Source organism: Mesobacillus sp. QJM3NY_10 (genome assembly GCF_056173465.1).
In genome coordinates this window covers 2,995,632-3,008,331 of the sequence record NZ_CM149675.1, presented here as the reverse complement: position 1 = coordinate 3,008,331, position 12,700 = coordinate 2,995,632, and the positions used below count along the sequence as shown (strand labels likewise).

Below are 12,700 nucleotides of genomic sequence, written 5' to 3'. Positions count from 1 at the left end.
AATGGAAAAATTAATATTTTGCAAAGTGAGGGTGACAAAAATGGAACAAAAAACAGTGAAGAAAAAATGGGTGAGTGTAGAGGATATCCTTATTGCTTATCGGCATCTTAAAGAGATTGTTGCCCACACTCCATTGCAATTGAACCAGCGATTATCTGAAAAATATGAAGCTGATATTTATTTGAAGCGTGAGGATCTACAGCATGTCCGCTCTTTCAAGCTGAGGGGCGCTTATTATTCAATGAAGTTATTGTGGGAAGAAGGGCTTGATAATGGAGTGGTTTGCGCGAGTGCCGGCAATCATGCTCAAGGTGTAGCATATGCTTGCCGGCAGCTTGGAGTGAACGGAAAAATTTTTATGCCGGCGACAACGCCTGGCCAAAAAATCAGCCAGGTCGAAATGTTCGGGAGAGAGTTCGTCGACATCATCCTGGTCGGTGATACCTTCGATGATTCTTACCGGGAGGCGCGGGAATGTGCTGAAAAAGAAGGAAGGGAATTCATCCACCCATTCGATGATGAAAAAGTTATTGCCGGACAGGGAACCGTTGCGGTGGAGATCTTGAATGATTGTCAGGATTCTGTTGACTATATCATCGCTAGTATTGGTGGCGGTGGCTTGATGGCAGGGTTGAGTACATATATAAAAAGCGTATCACCGACCACCAGGCTAGTTGGAGTTGAGCCTAGCGGTGCAGCCTCCATGAGGGCTGCTTTTGACCATAATAGTGTTATTCCCCTAAAGGAAATCGATACATTCGTAGATGGAGCAGCTGTAAAATGTGTTGGCAGTAAGACATATGAAATTTGCAAGGATAATGTAGATAGACTAGTTGCCGTTCCAGAAGGGAAAGTGTGTTCATCTATTCTTGAACTGTATAATGAGCATGCAATTGTAACTGAGCCGGCAGGAGCCTTGCCGATTGCTGCCCTGGACCTTCTCGGTGATGAGATAAAAGGAAAGTCAGTTGTATGTGTCGTAAGCGGAGGCAACAATGATATCAGCAGGATGCAGGAGATTAAGGAAAGGTCGCTGCTCCATGAAGGTTTGCTGCATTACTTTATTGTCAATTTTCCACAGCGTGCAGGGGCGTTGCGTGAATTCCTTGATGATGTACTTGGGCCTGGGGATGACATCACCAGGTTTGAGTACACAAAGAAAAATAATAAAGAAAGCGGGCCCGCTCTTGTCGGAATTGAATTAAAGAGTAAGCATGATTACCAGAGACTGATCGCCAGTATGGAGAATAAGGGTTTCGCCTTCATGGAATTGAATAAGGACAATCAGTTGTTTAATTTACTGGTATAATATTAATAATAGATAATTAAGGATAGATGTTATAGAATAAGAAATGTCACACTTAGTTAGATTACGTAGACCTTTGTGAATTTCTTATGAACTTTCACGGGATTCCTCCACTTAGGGGAGTAAAAGTACTATAATCATAGTAGATTTACAATTTGAAAAAGGAGATGTTGATATGTTATCAAACATCGGAGTTCCTGGATTAATCTTAATCCTTGTCTTAGCCCTAATTATCTTTGGACCAAAGAAGCTTCCAGAGATCGGACGTGCATTTGGACAGACGCTTCGTGAATTCAAGAAATCAACTCGTGAATTGACAAGCGACGTCATGGAAGATTTTGAAGAAGAAAAGAAGGAAATTACGAAAGTTACTAAATAAGGTGTAAGATGCTTTTGTCTTACACCTTTTTTCTTAAAAGGCTTGTAAATGACAGGCTTTATTCAAGAAATGCACCAAACGGAATTGGCAGGGGATTGTTATATGGACGATAAAGAATTAAATCTGGTGGATCATCTCGATGAGCTGCGGAACAGGCTGATCATCTCGGCTGTAGCTTTCATTATTTTCTTTGGCATAGGCTTCTTCTATGTTAAAGATATATATAACTTTTTTGTCCGGGATTTGGACGTAAAGTTAATAGTCTTAGGTCCAAGTGATATCGTATGGATTTACTTCATGCTTGCCACCATCATCGCGATTGCTGGTACGATTCCTGTATTGGCCACACAGATTTGGCTTTTTGTCAAACCAGCACTCAGGCCGATTGAAAGGAAAATATCACTTTCGTATATCCCGGCGTTATTCATACTATTCATCGTTGGTCTTGCTTTTGGCTACTTTGTGATTTTTCCGACGGTTCTGAATTTCCTCGTGGAACTTAGCGGGGATATGCTTGTAACGAACTTTACGGCGGAAAAGTATTTCAAGTTCATCATGAATATGACCCTTCCATTTGGAGTACTGTTCGAATTGCCGGTTGTCGTCATGTTTTTGACTTCGCTGGGAGTCATTAATCCTTACGTCCTGGTTAAGGTCAGAAAGTATGCTTACTTTATATTGATTGTGATTTCAGTCATCATTTCACCGCCTGATTTCATGTCAGATATCCTGGTTACGATTCCGCTTCTGGTTTTGTATGAAATCAGCGTAAACTTGTCCAAATTTGTTTACAAACGGAAGCTCAAGAAGGAAAAAGAATGGCAAGAGCAATACGGGGATATGGACGAGGATAGCGAAGAGGAATCATCCTTGTAATAAAGGATATGGATCAAGATTCAAAACAAGTATAAACAGTCATTCAAACGTGTGGAATTTCCACACGTTTTTTTGTAATCAAAACAGAATCATTTCTTTAAGCCCTATTGAATATTTGAAAATCATGAAGATTAATACGTTATCTGGAATCAAAAAAAATCATAAAAAAAATATTATTATCTCCGTAAACAGACACATTTCGACCAGGATTTAGGGTATAATATATTCAAACGGGTATAAAAGAGGATTGATATTTTGTTATTCAAAAGCCTAGAGTTCAAAAATGTTGTTGGACAGAAGGTTAAAGTCGTGGATATTCCTGTGTTGGAAGAAGAGAGCACCTATTATTTTATGATCCAAGTCCGTTTGCAAACTTTTATAACAGCGATCTATCAGGAAAGAAACGCAAAAAAGTTTTATTCGTTTAAAGACTATTTAAAAAGAGTTATGAAGTGGCCGGATTATGAGCAGTTATTCAAATCGGCTGAGTTGAAAAATAACGCCTGATGATTCATTTTTGAAGCGCCTCGAAAAGGGCGCTTTTGTTCTTTTTTACGGAGTTAATTTATAGCCTAGCCAATCCGGATGTATTTCTATAGTTACTAAAATACTAGCATTCTAAGACAAATTACAAGAATGAATGAAAATATTTTTATTTGCATTTCAGAATAGGTATAATAGTCATAATCTAGTGTTTTGATAGGGATGTGAATTTATGGCTAAAATCAAGATTGTAACTGATTCTACTTGTGATTTGAATGATGAGCTCATTGAAAAGTGGGGGATTATCGTTGTCCCTTTATCTATTTCTATTAATGGTGAAAATTATTTAGATAGAGTGGATATCAGTCCAAAAGAATTCATGGAAAAGATGAAAGCTTCTTCAGAATTGCCAAAGAGCTCGCAGCCGCCTGCCGGGGAATTCTTGAAGGTATATGACGCGCTGGCCGCGGATGGTTATGAAATCATATCGATACATATGACAGGCGGTATGAGCGGTACAGTGCGTTCTGCTGAAAGTGCCGCCCAGATGACAAGAGCAAAGGTGAATGTGGTTGATTCCCGCTTTATTTCGAAGGGTTTGGCGTTCCAGGTTCTTGAGGCTGCCCAGATGGCTGCTGAAGGTAAACCATCTGATGAAATAATAACAAGGCTAGATGAGATAAGAGAACAGACCCGCCTTTTTGTCGTCGTAGATACCCTTGAGAATCTGGTCAAGGGAGGACGGATTGGCAAAGGAAAAGCGATGATCGGCTCATTATTGAATATAAAACCGATTGCATCTCTCGAAGGTGGAGAATATACTCCTGTCTCTAAAGCAAGAAGTCATTCGCAAGTCGTAAAGTACCTTAGAAATCAATTTGCTGCAGATACAGAGGGCAAAACCATAAAAGGGATAGGGCTTACCCATGCAGAGGGAAAAGGTCTCGCTGAGAAAATAAAGGAAGCCGTCTTTGAAACTTCCGGATATGATGACTTCACTATCGAAGATACGACTCCAATTGTAAGTACTCACACGGGCCCGGGCGCTATTGGGTTCATGTATTACTTTGAATAGTTAATATGAAATATCATTCAAGTCCTGAATTGTAAAATTTCAGGACTTTTTTCGTTCTTTTTAACTAACCAAAGTTTTTTAAAAATACAGGATATTTAAAGGTTTATGTCGAATATTTTCAATTATTCACTTTAGCATAGAACGGAATGTGACAATGAAAATATGAAGCTAAATGTAAAGAACCTGCCATTATTCAAAAAGATACTAATGTTCTCATTTATGATCACAACGGTCGTAGTCGTATCGACAATGGGTACGAGCTTCTACCTGCAGTCAAAACAATTGAAAACTCAAATGGCTGATAAGGTTGAAGGAGTTGCAGGAATTTGGTCATCTACCCTTGATCCTGAGGATATTAGAAAGGCTGATGAATCCCGGGATAAGTCAAACCCTTCAATCCTCCGCCTTGAGAAGCTTTTGACTATGGTGGGAGACAAAAGTGCGTCATTCCTTGGGGCTTATGTTATGCTGCCTGAAGAATATCCAAATCAGAAAGTTTACATCCTTTCAGCATCTGATATTTATAGGGATTACTCATTCGATTCCCTAATGTTTTATGATGCAGGTGAAGAATTTATAAGTGCATATCGGAATACAAGGGAAAATAAGACTATAACGAGTACAGATGTATTCACTGATCAATACGGGTCTTGGATTTCATCCTTCGCTCCAATTACAGATAACAGTGGAAATGTGGTGGCCATTCTTGGGATAGATGCAAAGGCATCCATCATCAAGGAAAATCAGATGGAAATACTCTTGCTGTTATTAATGGAGATGGCGGCCATCCTGGCTGTTGTGTATGTAATCCTGCATTGGGGCCTTAGGAAGGTCATGAAACCAGTAGATGACTTGTTTTTTGGCATAAAGGAAATCAGTTCCGGAAATTTCACCGTCAAGCTGCCTGTGCATGATCAATCAGAGTTAAGTTTATTGAGCGAAAAATTCAATGAGATGGCTTCCCAGCTCTCCCAACTATTTGAGAGGGTATCAGCCGCATCAAAGCAACTGGGTCAAACATCCCTGGAGGATAAGGAGTCGCTTTTATTAGAGGAAGCGATCAACACAATGGAGGATATATTTGAACGTACAAAACTTCAGCAGGAGCTTCAGCGTGCCGAGAAAATGAATGCGATAGGCCAGCTGGCTGCCTCTGTTGCCCATGAAATCAGAAATCCTATGACTGTTGTGAAAGGTTTTCTGCAAATTTTCCTTTCTAAAGAAATGTCTGAAGAAGATCATATGTATTTAAAACTTATGATTGAAGAGTTGAACAGGGCGGAGACAATCATAAATGACTACTTGAGTCTAGCCAAGCCGGATATTGGAAAGCTTGTAATCATCGATGGCAGTGAGATGACGGAGCAGGTAATGGATTTAATGAGTTCTTACGCTATGATGTCAAAAAACATTTCTATGCACACTGAAATCAAGAATCAGGTAAAAATAAGGGGCAATAAAAGTGAATTAAAACAAGTGCTCATCAATATCTTGAAAAATGGCATCGAGGCGATGGGTGATGGTGGAAAGCTTAGCATGACACTTGAGAAGCAAGGAGATTTCGGTGTATTTGTCATCAAGGATACGGGCATAGGGATGACCGCGGAGGAGCTTTCAAGACTTGGAACGGCTTTTTATTCGTTGAAGGAACGCGGAACAGGCATGGGGCTGATGGTTTGCTACCAGATTGTTGAAAGGATGAAAGGACAGATAAAGGTATCAAGTAAAAAAGGTGAAGGCACCACCTTTGAGATAATGGTCCCAATATTTACAGAAAGTCCTGAGTAAAATTCAGGGCTTTTTATTTTATTGCCATTATTTTCAAAGGCCTCAATATAATTTAAAAAGGAGGTGCACGGACTTGATGAAAAAAGTGCTTTTCTTTAGTGATTTTGGGATAGATGACAATATTGCTGTATTATATGCGTTTTTTAACAAGGAAATAGATTTGGTCGGTGTAGTTGCCGATTACGGCAATGTTTCAAAACAAGATGCCCTTCGAAATGCCGCTTATTTGCAAAAGCTTACAGGGAGACCTGATGTTCCAGCTTTTGCAGGTGCAGAACTGCCATTGACAGGAGATCCGCCTGAATATGTACCTGACGTCCACGGCATTGAAGGACTCGGGCCAATCATCCCTGATATTGATGTGGATTACACTCTTGAAAACTTTCATGGCATCCAGGAAATCATCGAAAAAAACCCGGATGAAATCATTATAGTGAATGTAGGCAGGCTTTCATCGCTTGCTGCTGCTTTCATTCTCTATCCTGAAACCATGAAAAAAGTAAAGGATTTTTACATTATGGGCGGTGCATTCAACGTACCTGGAAATGTTACCCCAGTGGCTGAAGCGAATTTTTATGGAGATCCATATGCAGCGAATATTGTATTGACACAAGCGAAACCACCTGTGAAAATCATTCCGCTTGATGTGACAAGTGGAGCGATCGTGACACCGGCATTGATCAATGAGTTAGATGAGCATTACCATACTATTGGTAGTGAAGTAGGGAAACTGGTGAAGCCAATGTTCGATTATTACTACAAGTTTTATAAGGAGCGGAATCCTGAATTGACGGGTGCCCCTCTTCACGATGTTCTTACATTATGGGCGTTGGTAAAAGAAGACCATGTGGTTTCCCGCGAAATCCCGGTTAAAATTGTCGTGAATATAGGTGAGGCATTTGGACAGAGCATCGGGGATTTCAGGAATTCAATTGATAAAGCCGAATATCCAGTTCATAAAGTAGCTGTTAACTTCAGTTATACAGAGTTCATTAAAGATTTCTTCGCTACGATGAAAAATTCACAAGTCCACAATGGCACAGGGTAAATGATGAAAATTTCACACTTCTTTCATACCTTTTTCTTTCTTCTCTCAAATGCGTCTGCTAGAATTGTCTATGGACATTATTCGAAAGATTGCAGGTGATGATTTTGAAAAAGGTTTTTACGCTTCTCATGCTTGCAGCAGTAATCATTTTCGCTGCGGGGTGTGGAAATAGCGGCCTAAAGGATGCGAAGAACTATCCTATCGAGGATTTTACTTTCACGAATCAAGATGGTGAATCAGTAAGTAAAGCGGATTTAGAAGGAAAAGTCTGGATGGCGAGTTTTATATTCACGAACTGTGCTGATGTGTGCCCGCCAATGACGGCCAATATGTCGAAGCTTCAGGATATGATAAAAGAAGAAGGGCTTAAGGACGTGGAGATTGTTTCTTTCAGTGTAGATCCTGCTGTGGACAATCCTGAAGCACTAAGGGAGTATGGCAAGAAGTTCAATGTTGATTTCAAGAACTGGTCATTCCTTACAGGTTATACACAAGAGGAAATAGAAAAATTCGCGCTTGAGAACTTTAAGACTCTTGTGAAGAAACCGGAGACTGGAGACCAGGTCATTCATGGTACTGATTTTTATATTGTCGATCAAAACGGGGATATGAGGAAATATTATACCGGATTGAAGGAAGTTCCTTTTGAACAAATAATTGAAGATATCAAAGCACTCCAATAGGCCGCGTATGTGGCCTGTTTTTTTTTGATTGGGGAATAAGTGTCATCAGTTTGTACAAATTAAATTAACAATCTTGAGAATGCCGCCAAGGAATGAAGGAAAGCAATGCGTGACTAAAGCCAGAAAAAGCATTAAATGTTATAATGATTATACTTTTAAAGGTAGGTGATTAATATTGTTGAAGAAATTCACCTTTCTTTATATAGCACTGACAATGATCATGGTATTAGCATCCTGCAGTCAGTTTGAAAATTTTCAAAAAGGGAACTTCAATAAGGTCAAGGAAACAGGAATGGAAATAAAGGAAGCATTGCCGACTTCTTTCTTTCCGAAGGATTTGCATATTGTTGCTGCGGGGGACTCACTCACACAGGGTGTAGGAGACAGTACGAATACAGGCGGATATATCCCATACCTTGCACAGCAACTTGAAAATGAAAAAACAATTAAAAATGCGAATTTCGAAAATTTTGGTGTAAGAGGAAATAGGACTGACCAGCTTTTGAAAAGACTGAAAAACAAAAATGTCCAATCTTCTTTTGAAGAAGCCGACCTGATCATATTAACGATCGGCGGGAATGATTTAATGAAGGTTGTCAAAGAGAATTTTTCAAGTCTTAAGCTAAATCACTTTCAAACAGAACAAGAATTGTTCGCAAAGCAGCTGCAGGAAATTTTCTTGTCAATTCGCAACCAAAATAAAGAAGCTCCGATCGTTTTAGTCGGGCTCTACAATCCATTTTTTAATTGGTTTGCTGATGTTAAGGAAATGAATCTAATAGTGGATGAGTGGAACGGTCAAAGCCTTTCAATAGTCGAGCAGGACGGGAATGCATACTTTGTCGACATTCATGATATTTTCCTTAATAATGAAGAAAATCTGTTATATACTGATTATTTTCACCCAAATGACCGTGGATACCAATTAATTGCTGATCGGATTTATGAAATCCTTGATGAACAGGTCATTGACTCGCTGTCTAACTAAGGTCATAAGATTGGGAAGAGGAGTTACAAAGATTAATGATAAAAAATAAATGGAAAATCGGATTCTTTATTCTTTTGGGTCTCATGGCTGCAGCCATCCTGTTCATTTGGATCCTCATAGCCTCACCAGTGGAGGAAACAAAATTAGAGCCAGGGACGGATGGCTCTGGAACGGATGATGTTGCTTTTAATGTATCGACAAACAAACGTGATTTAAACAGAGTAATCAACCATTACTTAGAAGAGGAAGCAAAAAATAGTCAGATGGATTATCAAGTTTTGCTGACAAATGAGGTAGAATTATATGGGACGCTTCCGCTCTTCAGTCAAGAGCTGGAGTTGAAGCTGACCTTTGAACCGCAGGCCTTGGAGAATGGTGATTTAATTTTAAACCAGAGATCAATTTCAGTAGGGAAACTAAATCTTCCTGTATCAACCGTACTTAAATTTGTCCGTGACAGTTATGATATGCCGGATGCAGTGGAGATCCAGCCAAAGGAAGAAAGAGTATACGTATCTATGCAGAGGCTGAAGCTGAAAAGTGATATCAAGGTCCGTGTAAATGAATTTGATTTGAAAAAGGACAATATTAAATTTACCCTGCTTGTTCCAGCAGATTAAGAAGGTACTCTTTAGGGTGCCTTCTTTTCATTTTTAGCTCGGGAAGGTATGGAACTTTTATTACAGTTAGGGAGGTTTAGCTGGAAAAGGATAGAATAGAGCGTAAAATGACCAGTTTGCAGAAAAAAGTCAGGCCGGGCGACCGGCCTCATTATCCTTGCAATAAAATTACTTCAATTGGCGGTTCGCCTTTTGCAGTGCCCACCGCGACGATTGTGTAGGCATTGTTAGGCTCCAATTTCACATCAGGAATTGTAACAACCGTATTATTAGTACCGGCAACTTTTGCTTCTAACGTAACGGTCATTGGGGTCAGGGCCAAATAAGTTGTTGCCTGTTTATATGAAACGTTCGGGAATATTACATCTCCATTTTTTCCTGCGATATCTACAGCAGGCGCGTCCGGGGAAAGGTGGATAAACCTGGCTTTAGTTTCTCCTACCGGTGTTTGCGGGTTGTCTTCAAATGTTAGCAGCCTTAGCTTTTTGGCTGGCCCGGCAATGGCAGCTGTATAAATCCGCCCTGATTCGACCGTGATCTTTTTGCTGATTACAGTAGAAACGCTACCTCCTGCAGGATAGATGTCGACCTGATATTTCCCCGGCTGTAGTTGCATATGGCTGCTGTTCGTTTTATAACTGAAGTCACGGAGCACTCTGTTTCCATTCACATAAATATCGACGTCCTCCACTTCCGGAGAAGCATGCAAAAAACGCATCATGGATGGTAATGTGTTGGATTGACTGGTCGGTACAGTATAAGAGCGCATAAACTGGACTGCCTTATTTAAATTCCTCAGGTGCTTGTGGTAATACATGACGTGCCTATTTGGGTCAAGGTATTTATAATAATTAGCCAATAAATCATACATGGCCGCTTTATGCAGGTAATCATTCTGGTTCCTAATGGACATACCCCTCACTCCTAATTTTATTGGTTGCTCAAATGTAAAATATGCAAATTGGGCGCAATAGGTGCGAGACAGCTTCAGTGGTTATATTAAAAAAATGAATTTAAGCTTTACATGAGGAATGTTTTTCCATATACTATAATTAACTTAACGAGAGGCAGGTGGAGTGCAATGAGCAGAATGTTAAATGTATTGATGATGTCGATTACTTGTTGCACGGCCCCTTAACCTAAGCGGATCAAACGACTATTAGTCTTTTTTCTCCATGCTTATGAACCACGGGCTGTGCGTGCCTGTGGTTTTTTATTTTAAGCATGATGGAGGAAAAATGAATTGAATAACTTTGAAAATATCGGAATGACGGCTGAATTGAGCAGCCATTTTAATGAATATTATCCTAATGGATTCAAGCTCGGCAGGGTAGCGTTAGAGCATAAGCATAGTTACAGGGTATGGCTCGAAGATGGAGAATACCTGTGCACTTTAGCTGGCAAATTAACATTTGATGCAATCAGTCGTGAAGACCTGCCGGCAGTTGGTGACTGGGTTGCCGTACAAACTTCCCCAGGAGAAATGCGAGGAATAATCAAGGGAATATTGCCGCGTAAAAGCAAGTTTTCCAGAAAGGCTGCTGGGCAGGTTACCGAGGAGCAAATTGTCGCAGCGAATGTTGATACAGTGTTCATCGTAAATTCACTTAATGATGATTTGAATCTGAGAAGAATTGAACGATACCTGCTGCTTGCCTGGGAAAGTGGTTCAAACCCTGTCATCATTCTGAGCAAAGCCGACTTAGTGACAGATTTAAAAGCGAAGATGGATCAAGTTTCATCAGTTGCTATCGGGATACCTGTAATTGCAGTGAGCGTTCTAGAGGGAACGGGGACTGAGGAACTTCAACCCTATCTTGCATCAGGTAAAACAGTGGCCTTAATTGGATCATCAGGAGTCGGCAAGTCTAGTCTTGTCAATTATTTCACAGGATTTGAAAAGCAGCTGGTCCAGGAGATTAGGGAAAGCGATGATAAGGGTAAGCATACTACGACTCATCGGGAAATGGTTTTGCTTCCTGGAGGAGCGATACTAATAGACACACCGGGAATGAGGGAAATTCAGCTTTGGTCAAGTGAGGAAGGAATCATCGAGAGCTTCGCGGATATTGAGCAATATTCTGATGGATGCAAATTTCGTGATTGCAGTCATAAGAACGAGCCAGGCTGTGCAGTTTGGTCAGCGATCACCAATGGCATTCTTGATGAAAACAGGCTTTTGAGTTATAAAAAGCTGCAAAAAGAGCTTGCCTATATTGACAGGAAGCTGGATAAAAAGGCGCAAGCCGAAGAAAAAAAGCACTGGAAAAACATCAATAAAGAAATCCGCCACAATGCAAAGTACAAACGATAATAATGAACAGCCCCTTCTCTCTGGAAGGGGCTGTTGCTGTTTAAGGGTTCTCAATGTGTTTTTTGCTTTAAAAGTTATACAATAGGGAATAAGTATTTGAGTAGAGTTTTTCATTTTATCCAAAGCATGAAAGAAGAGGTGTCACGATGGAAAAAGGTAATCATGAGCTGGCGACATTTGCTGGAGGTTGTTTCTGGTGCATGGTCAAGCCGTTTGATGAGCAGCCGGGGATTGTCAGCGTTGTTTCCGGCTACACTGGAGGCACGACTGAGAATCCTACATATGAGCAGGTTTGCAGCGAGACAACCGGTCATTATGAAGCAGTACAAATCACATTCGATCCAGATATCTTTCCTTATGAAAAACTGCTGCAGCTATACTGGCAGCAAATAGATCCAACCGATCCCGGAGGTCAGTTTTACGACAGGGGGCAGTCATACCAAACGGCGATTTTTTATCATAATGAAGATCAAAGACAGTCAGCGGAAGAATCGAAAAAGAAGCTTGGGGAAAGCGGGGTATTTAGGAAGCCAATCGTAACCCCAATTTTGCCGGCCAAACCATTTTATCCAGCAGAGACATACCATCAGGGTTATTATAAGAAAAATCCAGAAAGATATAATGCTTATCATGTTGGTTCAGGACGTTCAGCTTTTATCAAGAATCATTGGGGGGAAAAGAAATGATGAAAAAAGATCCAGAGGAGTTAAGGAAAAAACTGACTCCCATGCAGTATGAGGTTACGCAAAATAGCGGGACAGAACCACCGTTCAGGAATGAATATTGGAATGACCTAAGAGAGGGAATATATGTCGATGTCGTCTCAGGCAAGGCGTTATTTAGTTCCAGGGATAAATATGATGCCGGATGCGGCTGGCCGAGCTTCACTAAGCCGATCATGGATGAAGAAATAATTGAAAAACAAGACATGAGCCATTTTATGGTCAGAACTGAAGTGCGGAGCAAAACAGCAGATTCTCATTTGGGCCACGTGTTTGATGATGGACCGGGAGAGAACGGTTTGCGATATTGCATTAATTCAGCGGCTCTAAGGTTTATTCCGAAAGAAAAAATGGAAGAGGAAGGGTATGGAGAATACCTCAAGCTGTTCCAAGATTAATCATAGCTCCTAGAATGGAA

At 40.4% G+C, this 12,700-nt stretch carries 14 protein-coding genes; 13 read left to right on the top strand and 1 reads right to left on the bottom strand.

Annotated elements, in window-relative coordinates:
- Window positions 1-40: 40 nt before the first annotated feature.
- The 10 genes from ilvA to AC0VX7_RS15125 all read left to right on the top strand — a co-directional run bounded on the left by ilvA (window position 41) and on the right by AC0VX7_RS15125 (window position 9,246).
- Entirely contained in the window at window positions 41-1,309 is a 1,269-nt protein-coding gene (gene ilvA / locus AC0VX7_RS15170) for a threonine ammonia-lyase IlvA (RefSeq protein WP_475424910.1), read from the top strand.
- 172 nt (window positions 1,310-1,481) lie between these two features.
- Window positions 1,482-1,685 (top strand): twin-arginine translocase TatA/TatE family subunit, encoded by a 204-nt coding sequence (locus AC0VX7_RS15165; protein WP_023627655.1) that lies wholly within the window; start codon window positions 1,482-1,484, stop codon window positions 1,683-1,685.
- A gap of 102 nt (window positions 1,686-1,787) precedes the next feature.
- The gene (gene tatC / locus AC0VX7_RS15160; RefSeq protein ID WP_102263310.1) at window positions 1,788-2,561 is read left to right on the top strand and encodes a twin-arginine translocase subunit TatC; all 774 of its coding nucleotides are present in this window, start codon (window positions 1,788-1,790) and stop codon (window positions 2,559-2,561) included.
- Window positions 2,562-2,816: 255 nt separating this feature from the next.
- Window positions 2,817-3,068, top strand: a complete 252-nt coding sequence (locus tag AC0VX7_RS15155; protein WP_215036563.1) for a DUF2535 family protein — start codon at window positions 2,817-2,819, stop codon at window positions 3,066-3,068.
- Between the two features lie 208 nt (window positions 3,069-3,276).
- Window positions 3,277-4,119: a DegV family protein gene (locus AC0VX7_RS15150; protein WP_475424909.1), complete on the top strand. Its 843-nt coding sequence runs from the start codon at window positions 3,277-3,279 to the stop codon at window positions 4,117-4,119.
- 162 nt (window positions 4,120-4,281) lie between these two features.
- Window positions 4,282-5,907, top strand: a complete 1,626-nt coding sequence (locus AC0VX7_RS15145) for an ATP-binding protein (RefSeq protein WP_475424908.1) — start codon at window positions 4,282-4,284, stop codon at window positions 5,905-5,907.
- Between the two features lie 76 nt (window positions 5,908-5,983).
- The gene (locus tag AC0VX7_RS15140; protein WP_475428168.1) at window positions 5,984-6,955 is read left to right on the top strand and encodes a nucleoside hydrolase; all 972 of its coding nucleotides are present in this window, start codon (window positions 5,984-5,986) and stop codon (window positions 6,953-6,955) included.
- Window positions 6,956-7,053: 98 nt separating this feature from the next.
- Window positions 7,054-7,638 (top strand): SCO family protein, encoded by a 585-nt coding sequence (locus AC0VX7_RS15135; protein WP_475424907.1) that lies wholly within the window; start codon window positions 7,054-7,056, stop codon window positions 7,636-7,638.
- 175 nt (window positions 7,639-7,813) lie between these two features.
- Window positions 7,814-8,626 (top strand): SGNH/GDSL hydrolase family protein, encoded by an 813-nt coding sequence (locus AC0VX7_RS15130; protein WP_475424906.1) that lies wholly within the window; start codon window positions 7,814-7,816, stop codon window positions 8,624-8,626.
- Between the two features lie 35 nt (window positions 8,627-8,661).
- Entirely contained in the window at window positions 8,662-9,246 is a 585-nt protein-coding gene (locus tag AC0VX7_RS15125; protein ID WP_475424905.1) for a YpmS family protein, read from the top strand.
- A 151-nt stretch (window positions 9,247-9,397) separates the two neighbouring features.
- Here the strand turns inward: AC0VX7_RS15125 and AC0VX7_RS15120 are convergent, their stop codons facing one another.
- Window positions 9,398-10,159: a DUF4397 domain-containing protein gene (locus AC0VX7_RS15120; protein WP_475424904.1), complete on the bottom strand. Its 762-nt coding sequence runs from the start codon at window positions 10,157-10,159 to the stop codon at window positions 9,398-9,400.
- A 354-nt stretch (window positions 10,160-10,513) separates the two neighbouring features.
- On the opposite strand from AC0VX7_RS15120, the gene rsgA reads away from it, so the two are divergent.
- The 3 genes from rsgA to msrB all read left to right on the top strand — a co-directional run bounded on the left by rsgA (window position 10,514) and on the right by msrB (window position 12,680).
- Window positions 10,514-11,560, top strand: a complete 1,047-nt coding sequence (gene rsgA, locus AC0VX7_RS15115) for a ribosome small subunit-dependent GTPase A (RefSeq protein WP_475428167.1) — start codon at window positions 10,514-10,516, stop codon at window positions 11,558-11,560.
- Window positions 11,561-11,706: 146 nt separating this feature from the next.
- Window positions 11,707-12,246 carry a peptide-methionine (S)-S-oxide reductase MsrA gene (gene msrA / locus AC0VX7_RS15110; protein WP_475424903.1) on the top strand — a complete coding sequence of 180 codons (540 nt, stop codon included), beginning with the start codon at window positions 11,707-11,709 and terminating at the stop codon, window positions 12,244-12,246.
- Window positions 12,246-12,680: a peptide-methionine (R)-S-oxide reductase MsrB gene (gene msrB / locus AC0VX7_RS15105; RefSeq protein WP_475428166.1), complete on the top strand. Its 435-nt coding sequence runs from the start codon at window positions 12,246-12,248 to the stop codon at window positions 12,678-12,680. Before msrA ends, msrB begins: the two co-directional genes overlap by 1 nt.
- The last annotated feature ends 20 nt before the right edge of the window (window positions 12,681-12,700 follow it).

What these genes read in the sequence shown, in the direction of transcription:
- ilvA (WP_475424910.1), top strand. Translation starts at nt 41, where the DNA reads ATGGAACAAAAAACAGTGAAGAAAAAATGGGTGAGTGTAGAGGATATC.
- AC0VX7_RS15165 (WP_023627655.1), top strand. Translation starts at nt 1,482, where the DNA reads ATGTTATCAAACATCGGAGTTCCTGGATTAATCTTAATCCTTGTCTTA.
- tatC (WP_102263310.1), top strand. Translation starts at nt 1,788, where the DNA reads ATGGACGATAAAGAATTAAATCTGGTGGATCATCTCGATGAGCTGCGG.
- AC0VX7_RS15150 (WP_475424909.1), top strand. Translation starts at nt 3,277, where the DNA reads ATGGCTAAAATCAAGATTGTAACTGATTCTACTTGTGATTTGAATGAT.
- AC0VX7_RS15145 (WP_475424908.1), top strand. Translation starts at nt 4,282, where the DNA reads ATGAAGCTAAATGTAAAGAACCTGCCATTATTCAAAAAGATACTAATG.
- AC0VX7_RS15140 (WP_475428168.1), top strand. Translation starts at nt 5,984, where the DNA reads ATGAAAAAAGTGCTTTTCTTTAGTGATTTTGGGATAGATGACAATATT.
- AC0VX7_RS15135 (WP_475424907.1), top strand. Translation starts at nt 7,054, where the DNA reads ATGATTTTGAAAAAGGTTTTTACGCTTCTCATGCTTGCAGCAGTAATC.
- AC0VX7_RS15125 (WP_475424905.1), top strand. Translation starts at nt 8,662, where the DNA reads ATGATAAAAAATAAATGGAAAATCGGATTCTTTATTCTTTTGGGTCTC.
- AC0VX7_RS15120 (WP_475424904.1), bottom strand. Translation starts at nt 10,159, where the DNA reads ATGTCCATTAGGAACCAGAATGATTACCTGCATAAAGCGGCCATGTAT.
- rsgA (WP_475428167.1), top strand. Translation starts at nt 10,514, where the DNA reads ATGACGGCTGAATTGAGCAGCCATTTTAATGAATATTATCCTAATGGA.
- msrA (WP_475424903.1), top strand. Translation starts at nt 11,707, where the DNA reads ATGGAAAAAGGTAATCATGAGCTGGCGACATTTGCTGGAGGTTGTTTC.
- msrB (WP_475428166.1), top strand. Translation starts at nt 12,246, where the DNA reads ATGAAAAAAGATCCAGAGGAGTTAAGGAAAAAACTGACTCCCATGCAG.